Source organism: Leptospira koniambonensis, assembly GCF_004769555.1.
In the GTDB taxonomy this organism is placed as follows: Bacteria; Spirochaetota; Leptospiria; order Leptospirales; family Leptospiraceae; genus Leptospira_B; species Leptospira_B koniambonensis.
Window position 1 is genome coordinate 22,682 of record NZ_RQFY01000012.1, and the last position, 15,899, is coordinate 38,580.

The following is a 15,899-nucleotide window of genomic DNA, read 5'->3' on the forward strand; positions in this document are numbered from 1 at the left end:
TTTTTTGCGCGTTTTAACTGTTCTGTTTTAGCCAATCAAACATGATGTCGAAAATTTTCTCTTTTCCAGGTTCGTCTGTAAGCCAATGCGCATGATTGGGTAGGGCAACAAATTCTGAATTTTCGTATCTTCTTGCGACAGCCTTCGTGACACGGATCGGGATGATCCTGTCCTTCTCCCCTGCTAAAACTAGAACTGGACAATTTACTTTTCCTGCTGGGATTTTACTTCCTTTGAGGGGATCGAAAAACCAAAATGCAAGTTCGAAAAGTGCTCTGCCGGATTCATAATTTAAAGAAGCATAATATTCTTTTCTTTTATCTTTTGGAACTCGATTAAATAATCCAAAATTTGCTCCACGATACGTTGGTTTGAAAGGTTTGGTCCAAAATTTCCAACGAAATGGAACTTCTAACAAAGTATATAAAGGAGAAGGTCCTAATGGAAAAATTCCCGCTGGAGCAGCCGGTGCAAACAATACAATTCTAGAAGCAAAACCTTCTGCAGCTAATGCTTGTGCCAACCATCCTCCCATGGAGTGGCCGATCAATGTTGGTTTGTCCCAGCCTTTGTTTCGAATTTCCTTTTTTAGGAATTCAACATAATCAACGAGTCGATATTTTCCTAATGCGGGATCGGGTGGTTTGTTCAATTCATGAAATGGTAATGTAGGAGCAAAGACCTCATGGCCTTTTTGTTCTAGTACTTTTTTAACCGAGTCCAGAGTATCTGGTCTGGACCACATTCCGTGTAATAAGACGATCTTCATGTTCGGATCCGAGGGTCCTAATTGGAGGGTATCTTAAGAATAGAATCAAGAAAAAAAGAAGAAGGTCTTAAGTTTCCGGAATAAACCCTCTGCGCATTGTATTCTCAGTGATGCTGATTGGTTCTAAAAATTGTTTTAGGTAATCTGGGCCGCCGGCTTTTGCTCCCACTCCTGAAAGTTTATAACCCCCGAAAGGTTGTCTATCTACAACAGCTCCAGTGATACCTCTGTTGATATATAAGTTCCCGACTTCGAATTTCTCTTTTGCATATTGTATGTTATTAGGGTTTCTGGAAAAGACCCCACCTGTAAGAGCGTAATCTACGTTATTCGCTATTTTGATAGCATCTTCAAAATTTTTAGCCTTGAACAAAGTAACATAAGGTCCGAAAAATTCTGTTTGTCCTAAAGGAGAGGACGGATCTTCACTTTCAAAAATAATAGGTTCCACAAAATGACCTGAATGTTTTTGGGTTTCTTCTATTTTCAGTTTACTTAAGATCTTAGAAGAGAATTGGGAAGCTATTCCATCCAATCTCGTTTTGGATTCTGAATCTATTACTGGTCCAACTTTCACGGAAGGATCTTCAGGTAATCCAGTTTTTAGAGATTGTAATGCATCTATAAATCTATTTTTGAATGTATCATATTTAGATTCCAAAAGTATAATGCGCGAAAGTGCGCTACATTTTTGTCCTTGGAATCCGAATGCGGATTGTATGGATGCGATCACTGCTTCGTCCAAATCTGCGTCTTCGTCCACAATTAAAGCATTCTTGCCTCCCATCTCAGCGACCACCTTTTTGACGAATTTAAGATCTTGGGACGCGGCTTCTCGGATCATTCCTAATCCTACTGCTCTGGAGCCAGTAAAATTGATTGTATGTATTTCTGGATGTTTGACTAAATAAGCGCCGATCTCTTCTCCTTTTCCTGGTAAAAAATGAAGTGCCGAAGAAGGGACGCCAGCTTCTAATAATATATTAAAAAGTTTGAATGCAATCACAGAAGATTGTTCTGCTGGTTTCATGATGACTGGATTTCCGGCAACCAAAGGAGCCACTGTCATTCCGCAAAGGATCGCCAAAGGAAAATTCCAAGGAGCGACTACGAGGGTAACTCCTCTTGGTATATATGTGTAGATATTCTCTTCTCCCAATAGATCTCTTTTTCTGGGTTGGAAAATATTCTCTGCTTCTTTTGCATAAAATTCACAAAAGTCGATCGCCTCTGCGATTTCTGCGTCTATGTCCTTGATCCCTTTTCCTACTTCTAAAGACATCAGTGCGCTAAGTTCCGTTTTTTGGGAGCGTAGAATGTCTGCTGCCTTTTTTAAAAATCCAATTCTGATCTCAGGCTTTGTACTTTTCCATGTTTCAAAAAATTGGACCGAGTTTTTGGCAGCTTCTTCCGCATCTGTTATGGAAGCATAATGTATATCCGCAATTTTTTCTGATGTATTCGCAGGATTTTGAGCTGGAACTATTAAGGAGGATTTTTTTGTTTTTCCAGAGATGATAGGATAAACTTGTATTGGGAATTCTTTTCGGATAGAGACGAATCCTTTGTTTAAGATAGATCTTTCTTCTTCATTGGAGAAATCTCTTAGGGTTTCGTTTTGAAAATTGGAATTATTATGATAGTTCATTTTGATCTTGAATTCTCCAAATACAATAGTTTTTCCCTATCTTTACTATTCGCGTTGATATTTTTTAAAAAGCCTTCGTTGGTGGAATTTTCGAGTAACCTTCTTACCAGGTAGGCCATACCAGGGATCACTTCTCCAATGGGAGAATATTCTCTGACTGAAATTCCTAGGCTACGAATTGCCTGTTTGTAGGAGTTCCCCATTCCATATAACATCTGTACTTCAAAAAAGTTTTCTGGGACTAAATATTCTGCTGCTTGAACAAAAGCGGAGGAAAGGCTTCTTATATTATGAGAACCGAATGCAGGTCTGATATGCGGATAAGACTTTAGCAAGAGTGCTGAACATTCTTCGTAATTTTTATCTGTTTCAGATTTTATAAGAAAAACAGGCGGCTCCCATCCTTTTTGGGCAGACTGGGTCATTTCATATTCCCAGTAGGCACCTTTTACCAAACGAACAGTCAATGGGTGTTTTCGTTTTTTAGAATATTCTATTACTTTTTGCAGATCTTTTTGAGAAGCTTTCAGATATGCTTGGACTACGATCCCGAAATGAGGATAATCTTGGAACTCTGGCTCTGCAAAGATCCGGAATGCTGTGTCCATTATGATATCTTTGGTCTCATACTGTTCCATATCTAAATTAATAAAAATATTTTTAGAAACAGCGGATCGAAGGATTGGTCTTAACTTCTCCGTTAAATGAGTCACAGAAGATTCATGCGCAAGAGGATCTAATTGAGAATAAAGAGAAGAACATTTTACGGAAACGTTACCTGTGGGCTCTCCTGGGAATTTGGAGCCACGTATTTCGGAAAGTTCCTTATCCTTGGAAACTTCTTCCAATAAAAGTAAATACTCAGAGATATAACGTTCTGCTTCTTTTTCTGAGAGTACTGCTTCTCCTAAAATATCTATTGTAGAGCAGATCCCATTTTTATATCTATCAATGATCTTTTTACGATCGGAACCATAAGTTCTCCCTAATATAAAAAATTTTGCAGTGAGTCTGATGCCAATCTTTGCGCCTAATACAACGAATACGGAACTGAGCCGATTGGATAAGAATAAAGAAAGAAGTAACAAGATCCATTTAGGAAGTTCTGTAGGAGTTTCGACAAAATAGATCCGGATATAACGAGAGATAGATGAAAGAGAGCTCAGACTTGGAAACAGATCAGCAAATCTAAACGCCTGTAGTTTCAGAAGAGGGCGATTTTCCAGAAATAAAAGGCTTTTGGAAAATAATCTGTATGTGCTAAAAAAACTATCTTCGAAGGAATCACTTAAACGAAATAATTCCTTTCCTTTTTCCAAAATCCTATTTTGTAGATCCGAGAAAGAAGGAATTAGTTTTTGTTCATTTTCTTCTGTCGCCTTCATACTGTGTTCTGTTCCAAGCGGTTTTGCCATGCGAACCTTTCTGAAAGGCTTTTGCATCCACTATTCCCAAATCAAATATTACGAGTTGGAAAAAAGCATTGCCTTTTGGACGAATAAACAGTCAAAGTTCGGTAGGCAACCTGATGAATATCCTATCCCATTCTACCACAAACTTTTATAAGGAGCTTCCTGAGATTTCCCAATTTTCAGAAGTTACTGATAGCAAACATTATAGAAAGGTTCCGGATGATTGGATCGTGATCGTAACTGACATAGTAAAATCTACAGAAGCGATTTTAGAAGGTAGATACAAAGATGTGAATATGGCCGGGGGGCTGACGTTGATGGGGATCACAAATCTTCTCAAGGATATGGAGTTCCCATTTTTCTTTGGCGGAGATGGTGTAACCATTTTACTTCCTGGTTCAAGATTAAAGGAGGTTCAGGATATTCTTGCGGATACAAGGAAATTTGTAAGAGACTACTTTAAATTAGATCTTCGTATTGGATTTGTGCCTGTTTCTGCGATCTATGAAGCGGGTTATAGTCTGACTATGGCCAAACTTAGGATCTCTAAACATTATACTCAGGCTGTTTTAGGCGGAACTGGTGTTGCATATGCAGAGATTAAGATCAAGGAACCGAATTCTAAATATCTAACAGATAGTTCTTATATTCCAAATATTCGTGCTGATTTTTCAGGTTTCACATGTAGATGGAAGGACATCCAAAGTCCTAAGGGTGAGATGGTCTCGCTTATTGTTAAGATCAATTCGGATTCCGATTCGGAAGCTGCAAAAACTCTTTCGGATCTATTATCCATGATTGACTCTTTGTACGGTTCTGAAAGGGAATATCATCCTCTAAGAGAAGAAAATTTGATCATAGAACATTCTTCTTCTGTTTTGGATAAGGAAGCGACCGCTTCTTCCAAAGGAAATAGTATATTAAGAAAATTATATCTATGGAAGATTAAATTCGAGACTTATGGTGCAGAGCTTGCGATCCGTTGGAATCTACCTTTAAAAGCATTTCATTATAAATTAAATAAGTTAAAGAACTATCAGATCATCTCTTCTGATTTTAGAAAATTCGACGGAACTTTCAAAATGGTATTTGCAACGGACACTATTGATCGAAAAAAATTAGAGTCGCGCTTGGAGCAAGCGGAGAAGTCCGGAAATTTACATTATGGGATCCATATCTCAGACAAAGCCCTAATGACTTGTTTATTGCACGCAGGAACAGAAAGAGAAGTTCATTTTATAGATGGGGCAGGCGGAGGTTATGCCTTAGCTGCAACAGTTCTCAAGAAAAAATTGCAAGCAGTAGCAGCATAACTAAGGACAGCTATAACCAGAAGATTGAGTTGCTGTATTCGAAGATATTTTTGTGAATTCGGACATACTGATCAAAGTGGAGGAAAGATTGAGCACATATGTTCCACTAGCGTCTGCGCTATTTCCCCAGTCTCTTCCTAGCGCTAATGAATAAGGTCCTGCACTCGGGATAGAAACAGCAATTGTGTCACTTATATTCTGGCCTCCACATTCTCTGTCAGTTGTTGCTCCGTTGCTTCATATAACAATCAAAACCGAAATAAATTTCTCTAGTATTAGAAAATATAGGGTTAGTAAATAAATTTTCTCATTCGGAATCATTCTAAATCAATTCATCCGAACTAAAAAAATGGCAGACTTTTGCATTCTTTTGTCTCGGGGCTGCAACATTTCAAAGAAGATATTAAAGAGTTCTTATATTCTTCCAAAACTTTGATCTTGGACTCAATCTCTTTGATCTTTTGTTTGGCGACATTTTCGTAATCGGAGCAATTCCTTCTTCCTTCGTTTATCAAGGATAAAAGTTCTTTTATTTCGCGGAGAGTGAAACCTGAGTCTTGGGCTTCGGATATAAAGCCGAGTTTTTTAAGATCTGATTCTGAATAGATCCTATAATTATTTGTATGCCTATTAGAGCGGATCAATCCTTCTTTTTCGTAATATCGGACTGTATCAGTTGAAACTCCTACCTTCTCCGCTAATTGGCCTATTAAAAAATTTCTGTTTTCTTGCATAAAATTTTTGTCCCAGCTATTGACCTTGGACCTAACTCCAACCTGTATATTGGACGTGTTTTCAGTCAGGAGGTTGACTATGTTAACTAAAAAAGAAACACCTATCGCTTGTGATCTAACCGTTTTTACAAACGAAGAAAGAAGATCTCATATTTCTCACTCGGAAAAAGTATTAGATCACGCCAAAGGATTTTTGGAAAAGGAAGAAGGATTAGAACTTTATTTTGATCATTCCTTATCAGCAGAAGAATTAACAGAGTGGTTTTCAAAAGAACATAAATGTTGTCCGTTTTTAGAATTCAAATTGGAAAAAAATCAGAATGGACATACGATCCTAATTTCTTCCAGCAAAGAAGGGATCAATTTTTTCAGATCGGCCTTTTTGAGCCGGAAACAAGAGAATGTTGGAACTCCAACGAAGAAGTCTAAATCATTCGCCAAACTGTCCGTATTACTCGCTGGGATCTTATGTTTATCTTGTTTAGCACCTTTACTTTTCGGATGGTTCTCTGCTGAACTTTTAGGAAATTTTTTTGATCTAGAAAGATATATGATCCCAGTGATCGGAGTTGCTTTAGCAGTAACATGGTTTTGGATTTCTTTTAAGAAGAAGAAAGAAGTCCAAAATTCATCCGGCTGCGGTTGTTAATCTCAACCGGATGATATATTAGGTTTATTCTTTTTCTAACCAGTAATAGAATGCAGGCAGTAATACCAAGGTAAGGACAGTGGAAGAAAAAATTCCTCCTATCACTACAGTGGCCAGGGGTTTTTGGACTTCCGCACCTAACCCTGTTCCGAATGCCATAGGAATAAATCCAAAAGAAGCGACTAGCGCGGTCATGACCACTGGGCGAATCCGGCTGACCGCACCTTCTAATACCGCGTCTCTAAGCTTAAGTTTACTTTCTTCTCGGATCCTATCGATCGTGTATAATTTTACGAGTCCGTTCAAGACTGCAATTCCAGAGAGTGCGATACATCCTACAAATGCGGAAACGCTTAAGTCCATTCCTCTTAGGAAAAGGAACCATATCCCTCCCGTTAATGCGAATGGGACACAGAAGAATACAAGCAATGCTTGTTTGATAGATCTGAGTCCTAAGTATAGAACAGTAAATATCATGAACAATGTAGCAGGAATGATCACTGCAAGTTTTTCTTTCGCTTGAGAAAGATTTTCTATTTGCCCTCCCCAAAATATAGAATATCCATTAGGGATCTTTAATTTAGAAACCTCGATTATCGCTTCCTTATAAAATCCTTCTAAATCTCGGCCTCTTAAGTTTACTGAGACTGCTACGAATCTTCTGGATTTATTTCTGGAGATGGTCATTACCTTCTCTCTTTTTTGTATGGAAGCCAAAAGTCGTATAGGAACAGTTCCTCCATCTTCCGTTCCTACATTAATATCTCCGATTTCAGATTCTCTGTTCCGAAATTCTTCGGAAAGTCTGATCTTGATCGGAAATCTAACTTCTTCTTCATAAAATCCTCCGAGTTCAAATCCGCTCATAGAACTTTCCAGAACTGAATTGAATAGAGGTAAAGAGATATTATAGTATTTGAGCTTATTGCTATCAGGGATCACATCGATTACATTCGATTTTCTTAATGCCATGATAGGGTCTAATTCTACTTCTGCGGCTCCAGGGATCTTTTCTAATGTGTTTTTTAATTCTTCCTGGAGTTGTAATAAAACATTTAAGTCTTTTCCTAAGATCCGGACACTTATATCCGCTCTGCTTCCTTCCAATAGTTCGTTGAATCTGGCTTCTAATGGTTGGCTTAAGGTCAGTTCTGATTCAGGGAATTTTTCTTTTACGGATGTTTCTATCTTATCTAAAAATTTTTCCCAAGTATTCTTTTCTAAAAGATCAGGAAGAATATCTTTTTTTAGAATGATGAATGTATCCGCATTGAAAGGACCCATGGGGTCGTTTGCGACTGAACTTGTTCCTATTCTGGAAAATACACTTTCCACTTCAGGCATTTGGCCAAGGAAAAGTTCTAATTCTTTTTGTTCTTTTAAACTTTCTTCTAATCCAGTATTTCCATTTCGGACAATGACTAACATCAGATCCCCTTCCGTTAATTTAGGAAGGAATACTGTTCCCATTCTGAAATAGATAAGAAGTGTAACCGCGAAAAATATTAATGAATATATTATGATCTTACGAGGCTGGTCTAAGATCTTAGGTAATTTTTCTGCATACCAATTTACTATCTTACTATCCTTTTTCTTGCTATGCGCTCCTATATTTTTAGGCGATAGGAAGAAGTATAAAAGGGGAGGAAGAAGGAAAACTGCTAAGAATAAACTAAATCCCAAAGCGAGAAGCACAGTTTCTGCCATAGGTCGGAACATTCTTCCTGGGATCCCATCCAAAGTAAGGATTGGGACGTAGACAAGCATGATCACTAATATTCCAAAGGATACCGGCTTTAAAACTTCCAAGGAAGAATCGAGGATAACTTTCCGTTTTTCTTCTTTGTTTGTGAACTTTCCAGTTTCGAATTTAGAAAGAACGTTTTCTGTGATTACGATAGATGCATCTACTAATAATCCAAAGTCAATCGCTCCTAGACTCATTAAGTTGGCAGAGATCCCAAAAAATCTCATACAAACGGAAGCAAGTAGCATTGAACCTGGTATGATTAACGCTACTATCAAGGATGCTCTTAGGTTAAACAATATTAAGAAAAGTGTAAGTATTACTAAGATCGCACCCTCTCCCAAGTTTTTTAAGACAGTTTTGATGGTGGATTGTATCAAGAAGGATCTTTCTAATAAGATCCTAACTCTTACATTTTCAGGTAAACTTAGATTAGAAACTGCCTTATGGAGATCTTCGTTTACTTTATAACTATTTTCTCCTTTTAGCATTAATGCTGTGCCTAGTACGATTTCTTTTCCGTTGGAGCTTGCTCCTCCTAATCTTGGAGTGCCGTGTTCATTGACATCTGCTATGTCCGAAACTTTTACTGAAGCGCCTGTGAGAGTTCTTCTGACAGAGATAGCAGAGATCTCATTTAGATTTTTTTTGAGTCCGTAAGCTCTTACTATGGAAATTTTTCCTGAGTTCTCTATAAATCCGCCACCGAAACTTTCTCCTATTGTAGAAATATCTTTGATGATCTGATCTATAGAAAGTCCCCAGCGTTTCATTCTGTTTGGGTCCACATCTATATGGATCTCTTTTTCGTAACCTCCATTGGAATCCACTTCTACAATTCCAGGAACCATTGCTTTGATCTGAGGGCGAACAACGTAATCTTGGATAGTTCTTAGGAATAAAAGTTTTTTCTCTTCGGGAAGTTTATCTAATTCTGAATCGGGAGTTGCTTCTACTGAGTAAAAAAAGATCTCTCCAAGACCTGTTGTATTGGGAACGATTGTTGGGGTCGCCCCTGGAGGTAGTTTTTCTTTGGCACTAGCAATTCTTTCTGCTACCATTGCTCTTGCTTGGTATATATCTGTCGTTTCCTTGAAGATCAGAGATATATTAGATAAACCGAATTTAGATACAGAGCGTACATCTATTAGATTTGGTAATCCCAAAAGTTCTGTTTCTAACGGAAAAGTTATCACCTTCTCCACTTGTTCTGGATCTAAGGAACCAGTATCAGTTGTGACGATCACTTGCACATTTGTGATGTCTGGCACGGCATCTATAGGAACTTCATTTAAAGTGAAAAATGAAAATATTAGTAAAAACGCAACCAGTCCAACGGATAAGAATGGGTTATTTAGGCTGGTATTCAAAAGTCTGGCTAGCATTGCCCATTACTCCTAAAATATCTTTTTCGTTCGTGATATAAAGCAGGTTCAGGAGGCTTTCCAAATGGGAAATTTGAGCATCTAAAACTGCGTGATGTGTTTCGTGTAATTGGTTTTCCAACTCAAGATAACTAATGAGTTGTATTCTTCCTCTTTTGAACTCCATATCGGCGAAGTTCAGATCTCTGTCGATACGATCCAGCTGTGCCAGGTCATAAAGTTTTAGATTCACCTTGGATTGTTCATATTCCAAATACGATTGGTTGAAGGAAGTTTGTATTAAATTTTCCTGATATATGAGTCGGTCTTGCTTTGACTTCATATTAGTCTCTGCAGAAGCTACTTTGTTTTGGAATTGGTCCCAAACAGGGATACGGAACTTCAGTCCAAAATCATAAAATCTGTTAGCAACCCCAGACTTATCCTCTCCAATTTGGCTGGTTATAGAATAATCCGGATATTTTTCTAAGTTTGCTAATCTAAGTTCTGTTCTGGCCTTGTTCAATTCTCCTTTAGCGGCAAGAATAGAAGGATTTTGAGAAACCGCCTTTTTTTCTAGATCTTGACGGTCGAATTTCACTCCTCCTCTAAAATAAGGAATTTTGAGCGGAGGCATTGATTCCTGTCTTAAATATAAGTTTAAGGATTCATAATCTTTAGCGGCTCCTAGCTCCAGATCGTTAAAATGTTTTCGTAGAGCCAAAATTTTGGTCTCTATAATAAACAGATCCGTTTTTGCTTGAGGAGTGAAGAATGGCCTGGCCTTGATATAATTTTCTATTAAGGAAAGTCTTTTGAGTCTTTCTTTGACATGGTTCTTCTTATCTGCTGCTACCAAATAACGATAGGCGAATTTGATCGAACTAAGTCGGATAGAATTATAAGCTTCAATTTGTTGGATCTCTTTGATCTTGGAATCATTATCCACCAAAAGTTGTTTGAGTTCCTTCCTTCCTGGAAAATAAATCGGCTGCTCTATCTGGACTGCATACTCTGCACCTGATTCGTCGGCAGCCTTTCTTTGACCGTAATCTACGTAAACAGAAGGGTTCTGGGTTTTACCTTCCTGTCTTCTTTTGTAAAAAAGACTTTCCAGGTCAGAATTAATGGCGGTGAGCAGAGGTGAATTTTTTTCTGCTATCGCCATAATTGAATTTAAGTTTAATTCTTTTTTTTGATCATCTTCCGAAGCTTTGACAGGAAAGAATAATATCCAAAATAAAGATATGAATACTAGTATATAAGAATAACGCACAATAACCTCACATTATAAAAACAGAAAATTATAATGTGAGATCTAAATTAGGATTCTGATAAAGGAAAGGTGAGTAAGTGTTTCGGAGCTAGAAAGTTTTTGGAATTTAATTTGGAAAGTATAGAAGAAAGAGATATGGACTAAATCTTCCAAACCTATTCTGAAATGTTCAAAAACTTGGACAGGAAAGGATAGAATGGAGCGAGAATCTTCTATTTCTTTTTTGATAGAAACAAGATCCCAATCACATACAGGTCCGCTGTCCCTATTTTGATCCTGATGGCATGGAGAAGATTCCGAACTGCCCGCTTCGATCTCACAAAAAGGCCCACAATTAAATGCAGGCACGAGAATGGAAAGTAAGGCGCAAGCCACCAGAACTTTCAAGGATCTCGATTTCATTCTTCCAGAGTAGCAGCCGGCTCAATAAAGTAAATTGAAAAAACTACCGGCGAACCTTGCCTTTTGTCGCTACCTTACGTTTAGGTGTAGTTTTCTTAACAAGACGTTTAACCGACTTTTTGCGGGCTGCCTTTTTCTTTGCGGCTGCTTTCTTGGTAGAGGATGAAACTTTTGATTTTGTAACCTTCTTCTTTGGAACTGTTTTCTTTTTTAAGGAAGAAGCCTTATTCGCTTCGGCCAAAGATTTTCTGAACCAGAATATAAGGTCTTCGTCATCTTCTAAAATTTCTTCAGGAACTTCCCAATAGGAAACTCGGACAAGTTTGCCGTCTTTACCTGCGTAAGTGAAAGGCGCCATTCCTGCAGATTCGTATTCTGCTTGGTTGGATTGTCCTACTCTGAAATACAAACGGTCCTTGATGACCATCGCAAAAATTTGAGATCCGGAATAGACTCCGAAACCTCCGAACATATTTTTATAAGATAATGGGCCGCAGACTTTTAATCTATCTTGGACATGTGTAAGAAAAGAACTCATAGGCAAGGGATTGTCTCCTAATACAATAAATTGACAAGAAGAAAATCCGGCGCTTTTATAAAACTGCTTTTAATCTATCCAATACTTGCCCGTTCTTTTCTAATTTTCCGAAAGAAAGAACTTGGGTAGGGCAATTTACCACGCAAGCAGAACATCTGACACATTGGACGCTGTCCATTGGTCTTCCTTTGTTTGCATAATTCATCACGTCAATTCCTTGGTGGCAAACAGAGGTGCAAATATTACAAGAGATACATCTTTTTTTCTCGGAGAAGATCCGGAACTTGCTGAACTTAGCGTAGATATGCATTAAGGCAGAAAGTGGACAGAACATTCTACACCAGATCCTGCCGGAGAACATAAAATAAGCTCCGACCCCTACAACTCCGCCAAGACCTAAGTCCACAATTAAATCATAATATACTTTGACTGAATCTGCAGCAAATTCCAAGGGCCAGAAAAATTGTCCTGAACTTCCTATTAATTTTGCAATTGTCAGAATTCCAGCGATAAGCAAGATCCATTGGCCTGAATGTTCCAGTTTATACGCCAATTTTCCATGAGGCATTCTGTTTCTATATTCGTCGCCAAGTGTTTCTGCTAAACCACCGCAGGAACAGATCCATCCGCAATAAACCCCTTTTCCATATTTATATACAAGATAAGGGATGAGAGCAAAGCTCATTAGGAATCCATAAATTAGCCAGAAGGTGGTGATCCCTCCGTCGTATAGGACTCCCATATTTAAAGGCCAGGCTAATATAAATCCATATGCTTTCCAGTAAGCGCCGTCTGGGAAAACTTGAGTGAGTAAAAATCCATTAGAAGGTCCTAATAGACCTTGATCCCCTAAGAAAGGAAGAATGATCTCAGGCAATAGGAAGAGTGGAAATATTTGGATTAAGATTAAGGTTATCGTTTGTAATTTTATATATTGTGTTGGTCTGACCCAGATCCTTCTGATCCCAAAGAATAGGATGGTAGTGGAATATAAAACTGTATAATGAAAGCTAGGGTATTTTCCGAATAAATAAAATCCTAGATATTTAGAACTTAAATATACTCCGGAGAAATAAAGTGCAGCAGAAATTAAATAAAGATTTTTGAATGTTTTCCATCTCCAAGCAGAGAATGTTTCTTTGGAGAATAGAAATCGGATAGAAGAAAGAGCAAATATAACTCCAGAAACTAATGCTACCCAAGAATACCAATTAGAAGCGTAAAACGATGCCTTACCGAAATACAAAAATAGTGCGAAAGAAAATAAGGAAACAAATCCAAGGATTTCTTTAGAGTTGAATGAGTTTCTGATCTTTATCCCTATTTTTTTTAGAAAAGAGAGTGGGGGCTCTGAGCCTATTAACACAAGAGAAGAGTCTATTTTTTCTTTTTTTGTTTTAGTTCCTTGTTTTAAGAAGACTTGTTTTGATTCGAATTTTTCAGGAGAAGAATTTGGCAAAAATTGGATCTTATTTTCTCGGACTGCGTTTTGGAATTTACGTTTATTTTCTTCTTTTGGTCTGGAAATTTCAGACTCTCTATAAGATAGAGTGACGGAAGAAGAAACATCCAACAAGGATAATGCAGCTTCTATTGCACTATCTCCTCCTCCTATGACTAAAGTATTTTGCCCTTGGAAGTCTTGCGGATCGATCAATCTATGAAAAACATTTTCATGATCTTCTCCCGGAATTCCTAAACGTCTGCTATCCCCTGATTTTCCGATTGCAAGCAGAACATAAGAAGAGTTGAAATTTTTGCCTGATTCAGTTTTGATTGTGAACCCGAGCTCTGAATCTTTGGAAGGAAGAATAGATTCTACCTTCTCCCCATTTAATATTGGAAGTTTATGTTTTTTTAATACGGATCCGAGTGATACTAAGAGGTCTTCTTTCGTTGTATCTCTGATCTGGATTGGTGAATCCACTTCTAGTTCGGAGGGTTCTGCAAATATAGGTTTACCCTTAGGATAGCTCGTGATCGTATGAAATGGCTGGTTTGCTTCTAAGATAAGAAAATCTAGACCATTCGTCTTTGCTTCGATTCCTGCTGCAATCCCTGAAGGCCCTGCGCCTACGATCAAAACATCAAGATTCCCTTTTGTTTTCCTTTTAGGCTTTTCTAGGATGTTGCGGATCGCCGAAACACCACTCTGCACTGAATATTTCAAAAGTGGAATACCAGTTAGATCACCGGAGATATATATGCCAGGGACAGAACTCTCGAATTCTAGATTTGTTTCAGGGTATTTTTCGGCTTCACCTTGTGGGGCGTTGTTATTCAACCAATCAAAATATTTTGGAACTAAGGATAATAGGCCTTTCATAACTCTTACCGATCAGGAAATCAGCTTGCAAGCTCCGATCTAAAAAGAAAACTCCTGGTAAAATGGATTTTTTGCAAGGACACAATACAAAAAACCGGCTTTTCTTTTTTATAATCGCGTTGCTTGGTTTTACTGGATTCTGCATCTCCTTAGGAAGGGTGGCAGTCGATCCGAGACTCGCTGACTTCTTTTATAACTCTGATTCTCTTTTCTTTTCTATAATTTACCAGGAACTTTTTCTAAAACCCGGAGCAAACTTTTTAATATCTTTGAATGGTTTCGGTTGGACCCCTGCTTTATATTTTTTTCCTGATTTAGTTCAGTATTTTGCACTTAGAACCATTTTCTTGTTACTGGAGAATGGTGGCTGGGAACTTACTCACTTATCTTACTCTGCATTCCAATGGGTCTTTCTTTTGCTCGGGATTATTTTCCTTTTGCAGATATTGACGAAAGAAAAAATTTCTTATGAAATATTGAGCCTTGTATTAGCTTTCGGTTTTTTGATCGGAATCATATTAATTTTATTTAAACAAGATCTATTTGTATTTCTGCCCGGATTTCATGGAGGAAATTTAGCGGTTCTATGTTGGGCCTGGGGGTTTTTCTATCGCTGGGAAGAGAGTAATTCTAAGAAAAGTTTTGTTTTAGTTGCTGGAACGGTATTCTTATTCGCTTTAAGTGATCTTCTATTTATCCCGTACTTTCTGATCCCTACTTTAGGTTTACATTTTTCAGATTGGCTGTTTAAAGAAAGATCCATCCATAGAGTCCAAAAAATCGCATATACTTACTTTCCTGTGTTTTTGGGGATTGTAGCTTCCAGAATTGTTTTTCAAATTTTACGTAAGAACAATTTTATATTTTTTCCAGGAACTGCCGCGCCTAAAAAATTAGGAGAAACAATTGCTAATTGGAAATGGGAAAGTTTCTTCCATTCTTTTTCATATTTATGCAAAGAAAATTGGATCTATCTTGTTCTGATCATTTTCCTATTTGGTCTCCTAAAGTTTTTATCAAAAAAAGAAGAAGGAACAAATTTGCGTAAGCCGATCTATCTTTTCTTAATTTTAGGGATTATAGTTCCTTTATTTTTTTTGGTATACGGATTTATTTTTGGACTAACAGGGAAGTCAGGTATCCAAGGGATAGATAGATATTTCGGTGAGATCCTACTTGGTTTTTTGGGAATTGGCGCAGTTTATATTTTAAAAATTTCAAATATCCCAATAGCGAAATTTGTGTTAGGTTGTGTATTCTTTCTTGGGATCCTTTTGGGGATTTATTCTTCTTATTCTAAAGGTCTTGGGCTAACTCATTATCCTGCAAAAGTTGCCTGTCTTGATGGGCTTGCAGAGGCGAATCATTGGAAGAGAGGAATTGCCAGTTTTTGGTATGTAAGGCCAATGAGGATCTTTTCCAAAAAAGCATTAGAGCCAGACGATTATCTTTATGATCTTATGTTATTCTATTGGCAGAATAATCTAAACTGGTTCGAAAGAGAAAATCCTCCTTATACTTTTGCGATCATAGATGGCGTGGACGAAAAGATCGTAAGAAAAAAAATGGGTGAACCAATTTCTGTTTCTTATTGTGATAAGATACCTATCTATACGTTTGCGAATCTGGAAAAAAGTCTGGAGTTTGTAAGAGAGAACCGAGGCAAGATCGATATCTGGAAATTTTCTACTTCCAGATATTAAGGTTTTCTAATTTAAAAT

Annotated in this window: 12 protein-coding genes; 3 read left to right on the plus strand and 9 right to left on the minus strand. The window is 37.7% G+C overall.

Going from position 1 to position 15,899, the window contains the following annotated elements; translation table 11 throughout:
• Window positions 1–13 precede the first annotated feature (13 nt).
• The 3 genes from EHQ52_RS17990 to EHQ52_RS18000 all read right to left on the minus strand — a co-directional run bounded on the left by EHQ52_RS17990 (window position 14) and on the right by EHQ52_RS18000 (window position 3,859).
• A complete protein-coding gene (locus EHQ52_RS17990) occupies window positions 14–769 on the minus strand; it encodes an alpha/beta hydrolase (RefSeq protein WP_135616642.1) in 756 nt (251 codons plus the stop codon).
• Between the two features lie 67 nt (window positions 770–836).
• A complete protein-coding gene (locus tag EHQ52_RS17995) occupies window positions 837–2,417 on the minus strand; it encodes an aldehyde dehydrogenase family protein (protein ID WP_135616644.1) in 1,581 nt (526 codons plus the stop codon).
• Window positions 2,414–3,859 (minus strand): proline dehydrogenase family protein, encoded by a 1,446-nt coding sequence (locus EHQ52_RS18000; protein ID WP_244244947.1) that lies wholly within the window; start codon window positions 3,857–3,859, stop codon window positions 2,414–2,416. Before EHQ52_RS18000 ends, EHQ52_RS17995 begins: the two co-directional genes overlap by 4 nt.
• Window positions 3,860–3,945: 86 nt before the next feature.
• Between EHQ52_RS18000 and EHQ52_RS18005 the strand changes: the two genes are divergently transcribed.
• On the plus strand, window positions 3,946–5,142 hold the full coding sequence (locus EHQ52_RS18005) for a DUF3095 domain-containing protein (protein WP_135616646.1): 1,197 nt from the start codon (window positions 3,946–3,948) through the stop codon (window positions 5,140–5,142).
• Window positions 5,143–5,483: 341 nt separating this feature from the next.
• Here the strand turns inward: EHQ52_RS18005 and EHQ52_RS18015 are convergent, their stop codons facing one another.
• Window positions 5,484–5,876, minus strand: a complete 393-nt coding sequence (locus EHQ52_RS18015; RefSeq protein WP_135616648.1) for a MerR family transcriptional regulator — start codon at window positions 5,874–5,876, stop codon at window positions 5,484–5,486.
• 79 nt (window positions 5,877–5,955) lie between these two features.
• Here EHQ52_RS18015 and EHQ52_RS18020 point away from each other — a divergent pair, with 79 nt between their 5' ends.
• Window positions 5,956–6,525: a hypothetical protein gene (locus tag EHQ52_RS18020; RefSeq protein ID WP_135616650.1), complete on the plus strand. Its 570-nt coding sequence runs from the start codon at window positions 5,956–5,958 to the stop codon at window positions 6,523–6,525.
• A 24-nt stretch (window positions 6,526–6,549) separates the two neighbouring features.
• Here EHQ52_RS18020 and EHQ52_RS18025 read toward each other — a convergent pair whose 3' ends face one another.
• Genes EHQ52_RS18025 through EHQ52_RS18045 form a run of 5 tightly spaced genes read right to left on the minus strand, consistent with a single transcriptional unit; the run spans window position 6,550 to window position 14,178 of the window.
• Window positions 6,550–9,657 (minus strand): efflux RND transporter permease subunit, encoded by a 3,108-nt coding sequence (locus EHQ52_RS18025; protein WP_135616652.1) that lies wholly within the window; start codon window positions 9,655–9,657, stop codon window positions 6,550–6,552.
• Window positions 9,623–10,912 carry a TolC family protein gene (locus EHQ52_RS18030; protein WP_244244948.1) on the minus strand — a complete coding sequence of 430 codons (1,290 nt, stop codon included), beginning with the start codon at window positions 10,910–10,912 and terminating at the stop codon, window positions 9,623–9,625. The genes EHQ52_RS18025 and EHQ52_RS18030 overlap by 35 nt, the downstream gene beginning before the upstream one ends.
• Window positions 10,913–10,954: 42 nt before the next feature.
• Entirely contained in the window at window positions 10,955–11,314 is a 360-nt protein-coding gene (locus tag EHQ52_RS18035) for a hypothetical protein (RefSeq protein WP_244244949.1), read from the minus strand.
• A gap of 43 nt (window positions 11,315–11,357) precedes the next feature.
• Complete coding sequence (locus EHQ52_RS18040; RefSeq protein WP_135616656.1) at window positions 11,358–11,852, minus strand: TfoX/Sxy family protein; 495 nt, start codon at window positions 11,850–11,852, stop codon at window positions 11,358–11,360.
• A 55-nt stretch (window positions 11,853–11,907) separates the two neighbouring features.
• A complete protein-coding gene (locus EHQ52_RS18045; protein WP_135616659.1) occupies window positions 11,908–14,178 on the minus strand; it encodes an NAD(P)-binding domain-containing protein in 2,271 nt (756 codons plus the stop codon).
• A 158-nt stretch (window positions 14,179–14,336) separates the two neighbouring features.
• Here EHQ52_RS18045 and EHQ52_RS18050 point away from each other — a divergent pair, with 158 nt between their 5' ends.
• Entirely contained in the window at window positions 14,337–15,881 is a 1,545-nt protein-coding gene (locus EHQ52_RS18050; protein ID WP_244244950.1) for a hypothetical protein, read from the plus strand.
• Window positions 15,882–15,899: the final 18 nt, after the last annotated feature.

What these genes read in the sequence shown, in the direction of transcription:
- EHQ52_RS17990 (WP_135616642.1), bottom strand. Translation starts at nt 769, where the DNA reads ATGAAGATCGTCTTATTACACGGAATGTGGTCCAGACCAGATACTCTG.
- EHQ52_RS17995 (WP_135616644.1), bottom strand. Translation starts at nt 2,417, where the DNA reads ATGAACTATCATAATAATTCCAATTTTCAAAACGAAACCCTAAGAGAT.
- EHQ52_RS18000 (WP_244244947.1), bottom strand. Translation starts at nt 3,859, where the DNA reads ATGCAAAAGCCTTTCAGAAAGGTTCGCATGGCAAAACCGCTTGGAACA.
- EHQ52_RS18005 (WP_135616646.1), top strand. Translation starts at nt 3,946, where the DNA reads ATGAATATCCTATCCCATTCTACCACAAACTTTTATAAGGAGCTTCCT.
- EHQ52_RS18015 (WP_135616648.1), bottom strand. Translation starts at nt 5,876, where the DNA reads ATGCAAGAAAACAGAAATTTTTTAATAGGCCAATTAGCGGAGAAGGTA.
- EHQ52_RS18020 (WP_135616650.1), top strand. Translation starts at nt 5,956, where the DNA reads ATGTTAACTAAAAAAGAAACACCTATCGCTTGTGATCTAACCGTTTTT.
- EHQ52_RS18025 (WP_135616652.1), bottom strand. Translation starts at nt 9,657, where the DNA reads ATGCTAGCCAGACTTTTGAATACCAGCCTAAATAACCCATTCTTATCC.
- EHQ52_RS18035 (WP_244244949.1), bottom strand. Translation starts at nt 11,314, where the DNA reads ATGAAATCGAGATCCTTGAAAGTTCTGGTGGCTTGCGCCTTACTTTCC.
- EHQ52_RS18040 (WP_135616656.1), bottom strand. Translation starts at nt 11,852, where the DNA reads ATGAGTTCTTTTCTTACACATGTCCAAGATAGATTAAAAGTCTGCGGC.
- EHQ52_RS18045 (WP_135616659.1), bottom strand. Translation starts at nt 14,178, where the DNA reads ATGAAAGGCCTATTATCCTTAGTTCCAAAATATTTTGATTGGTTGAAT.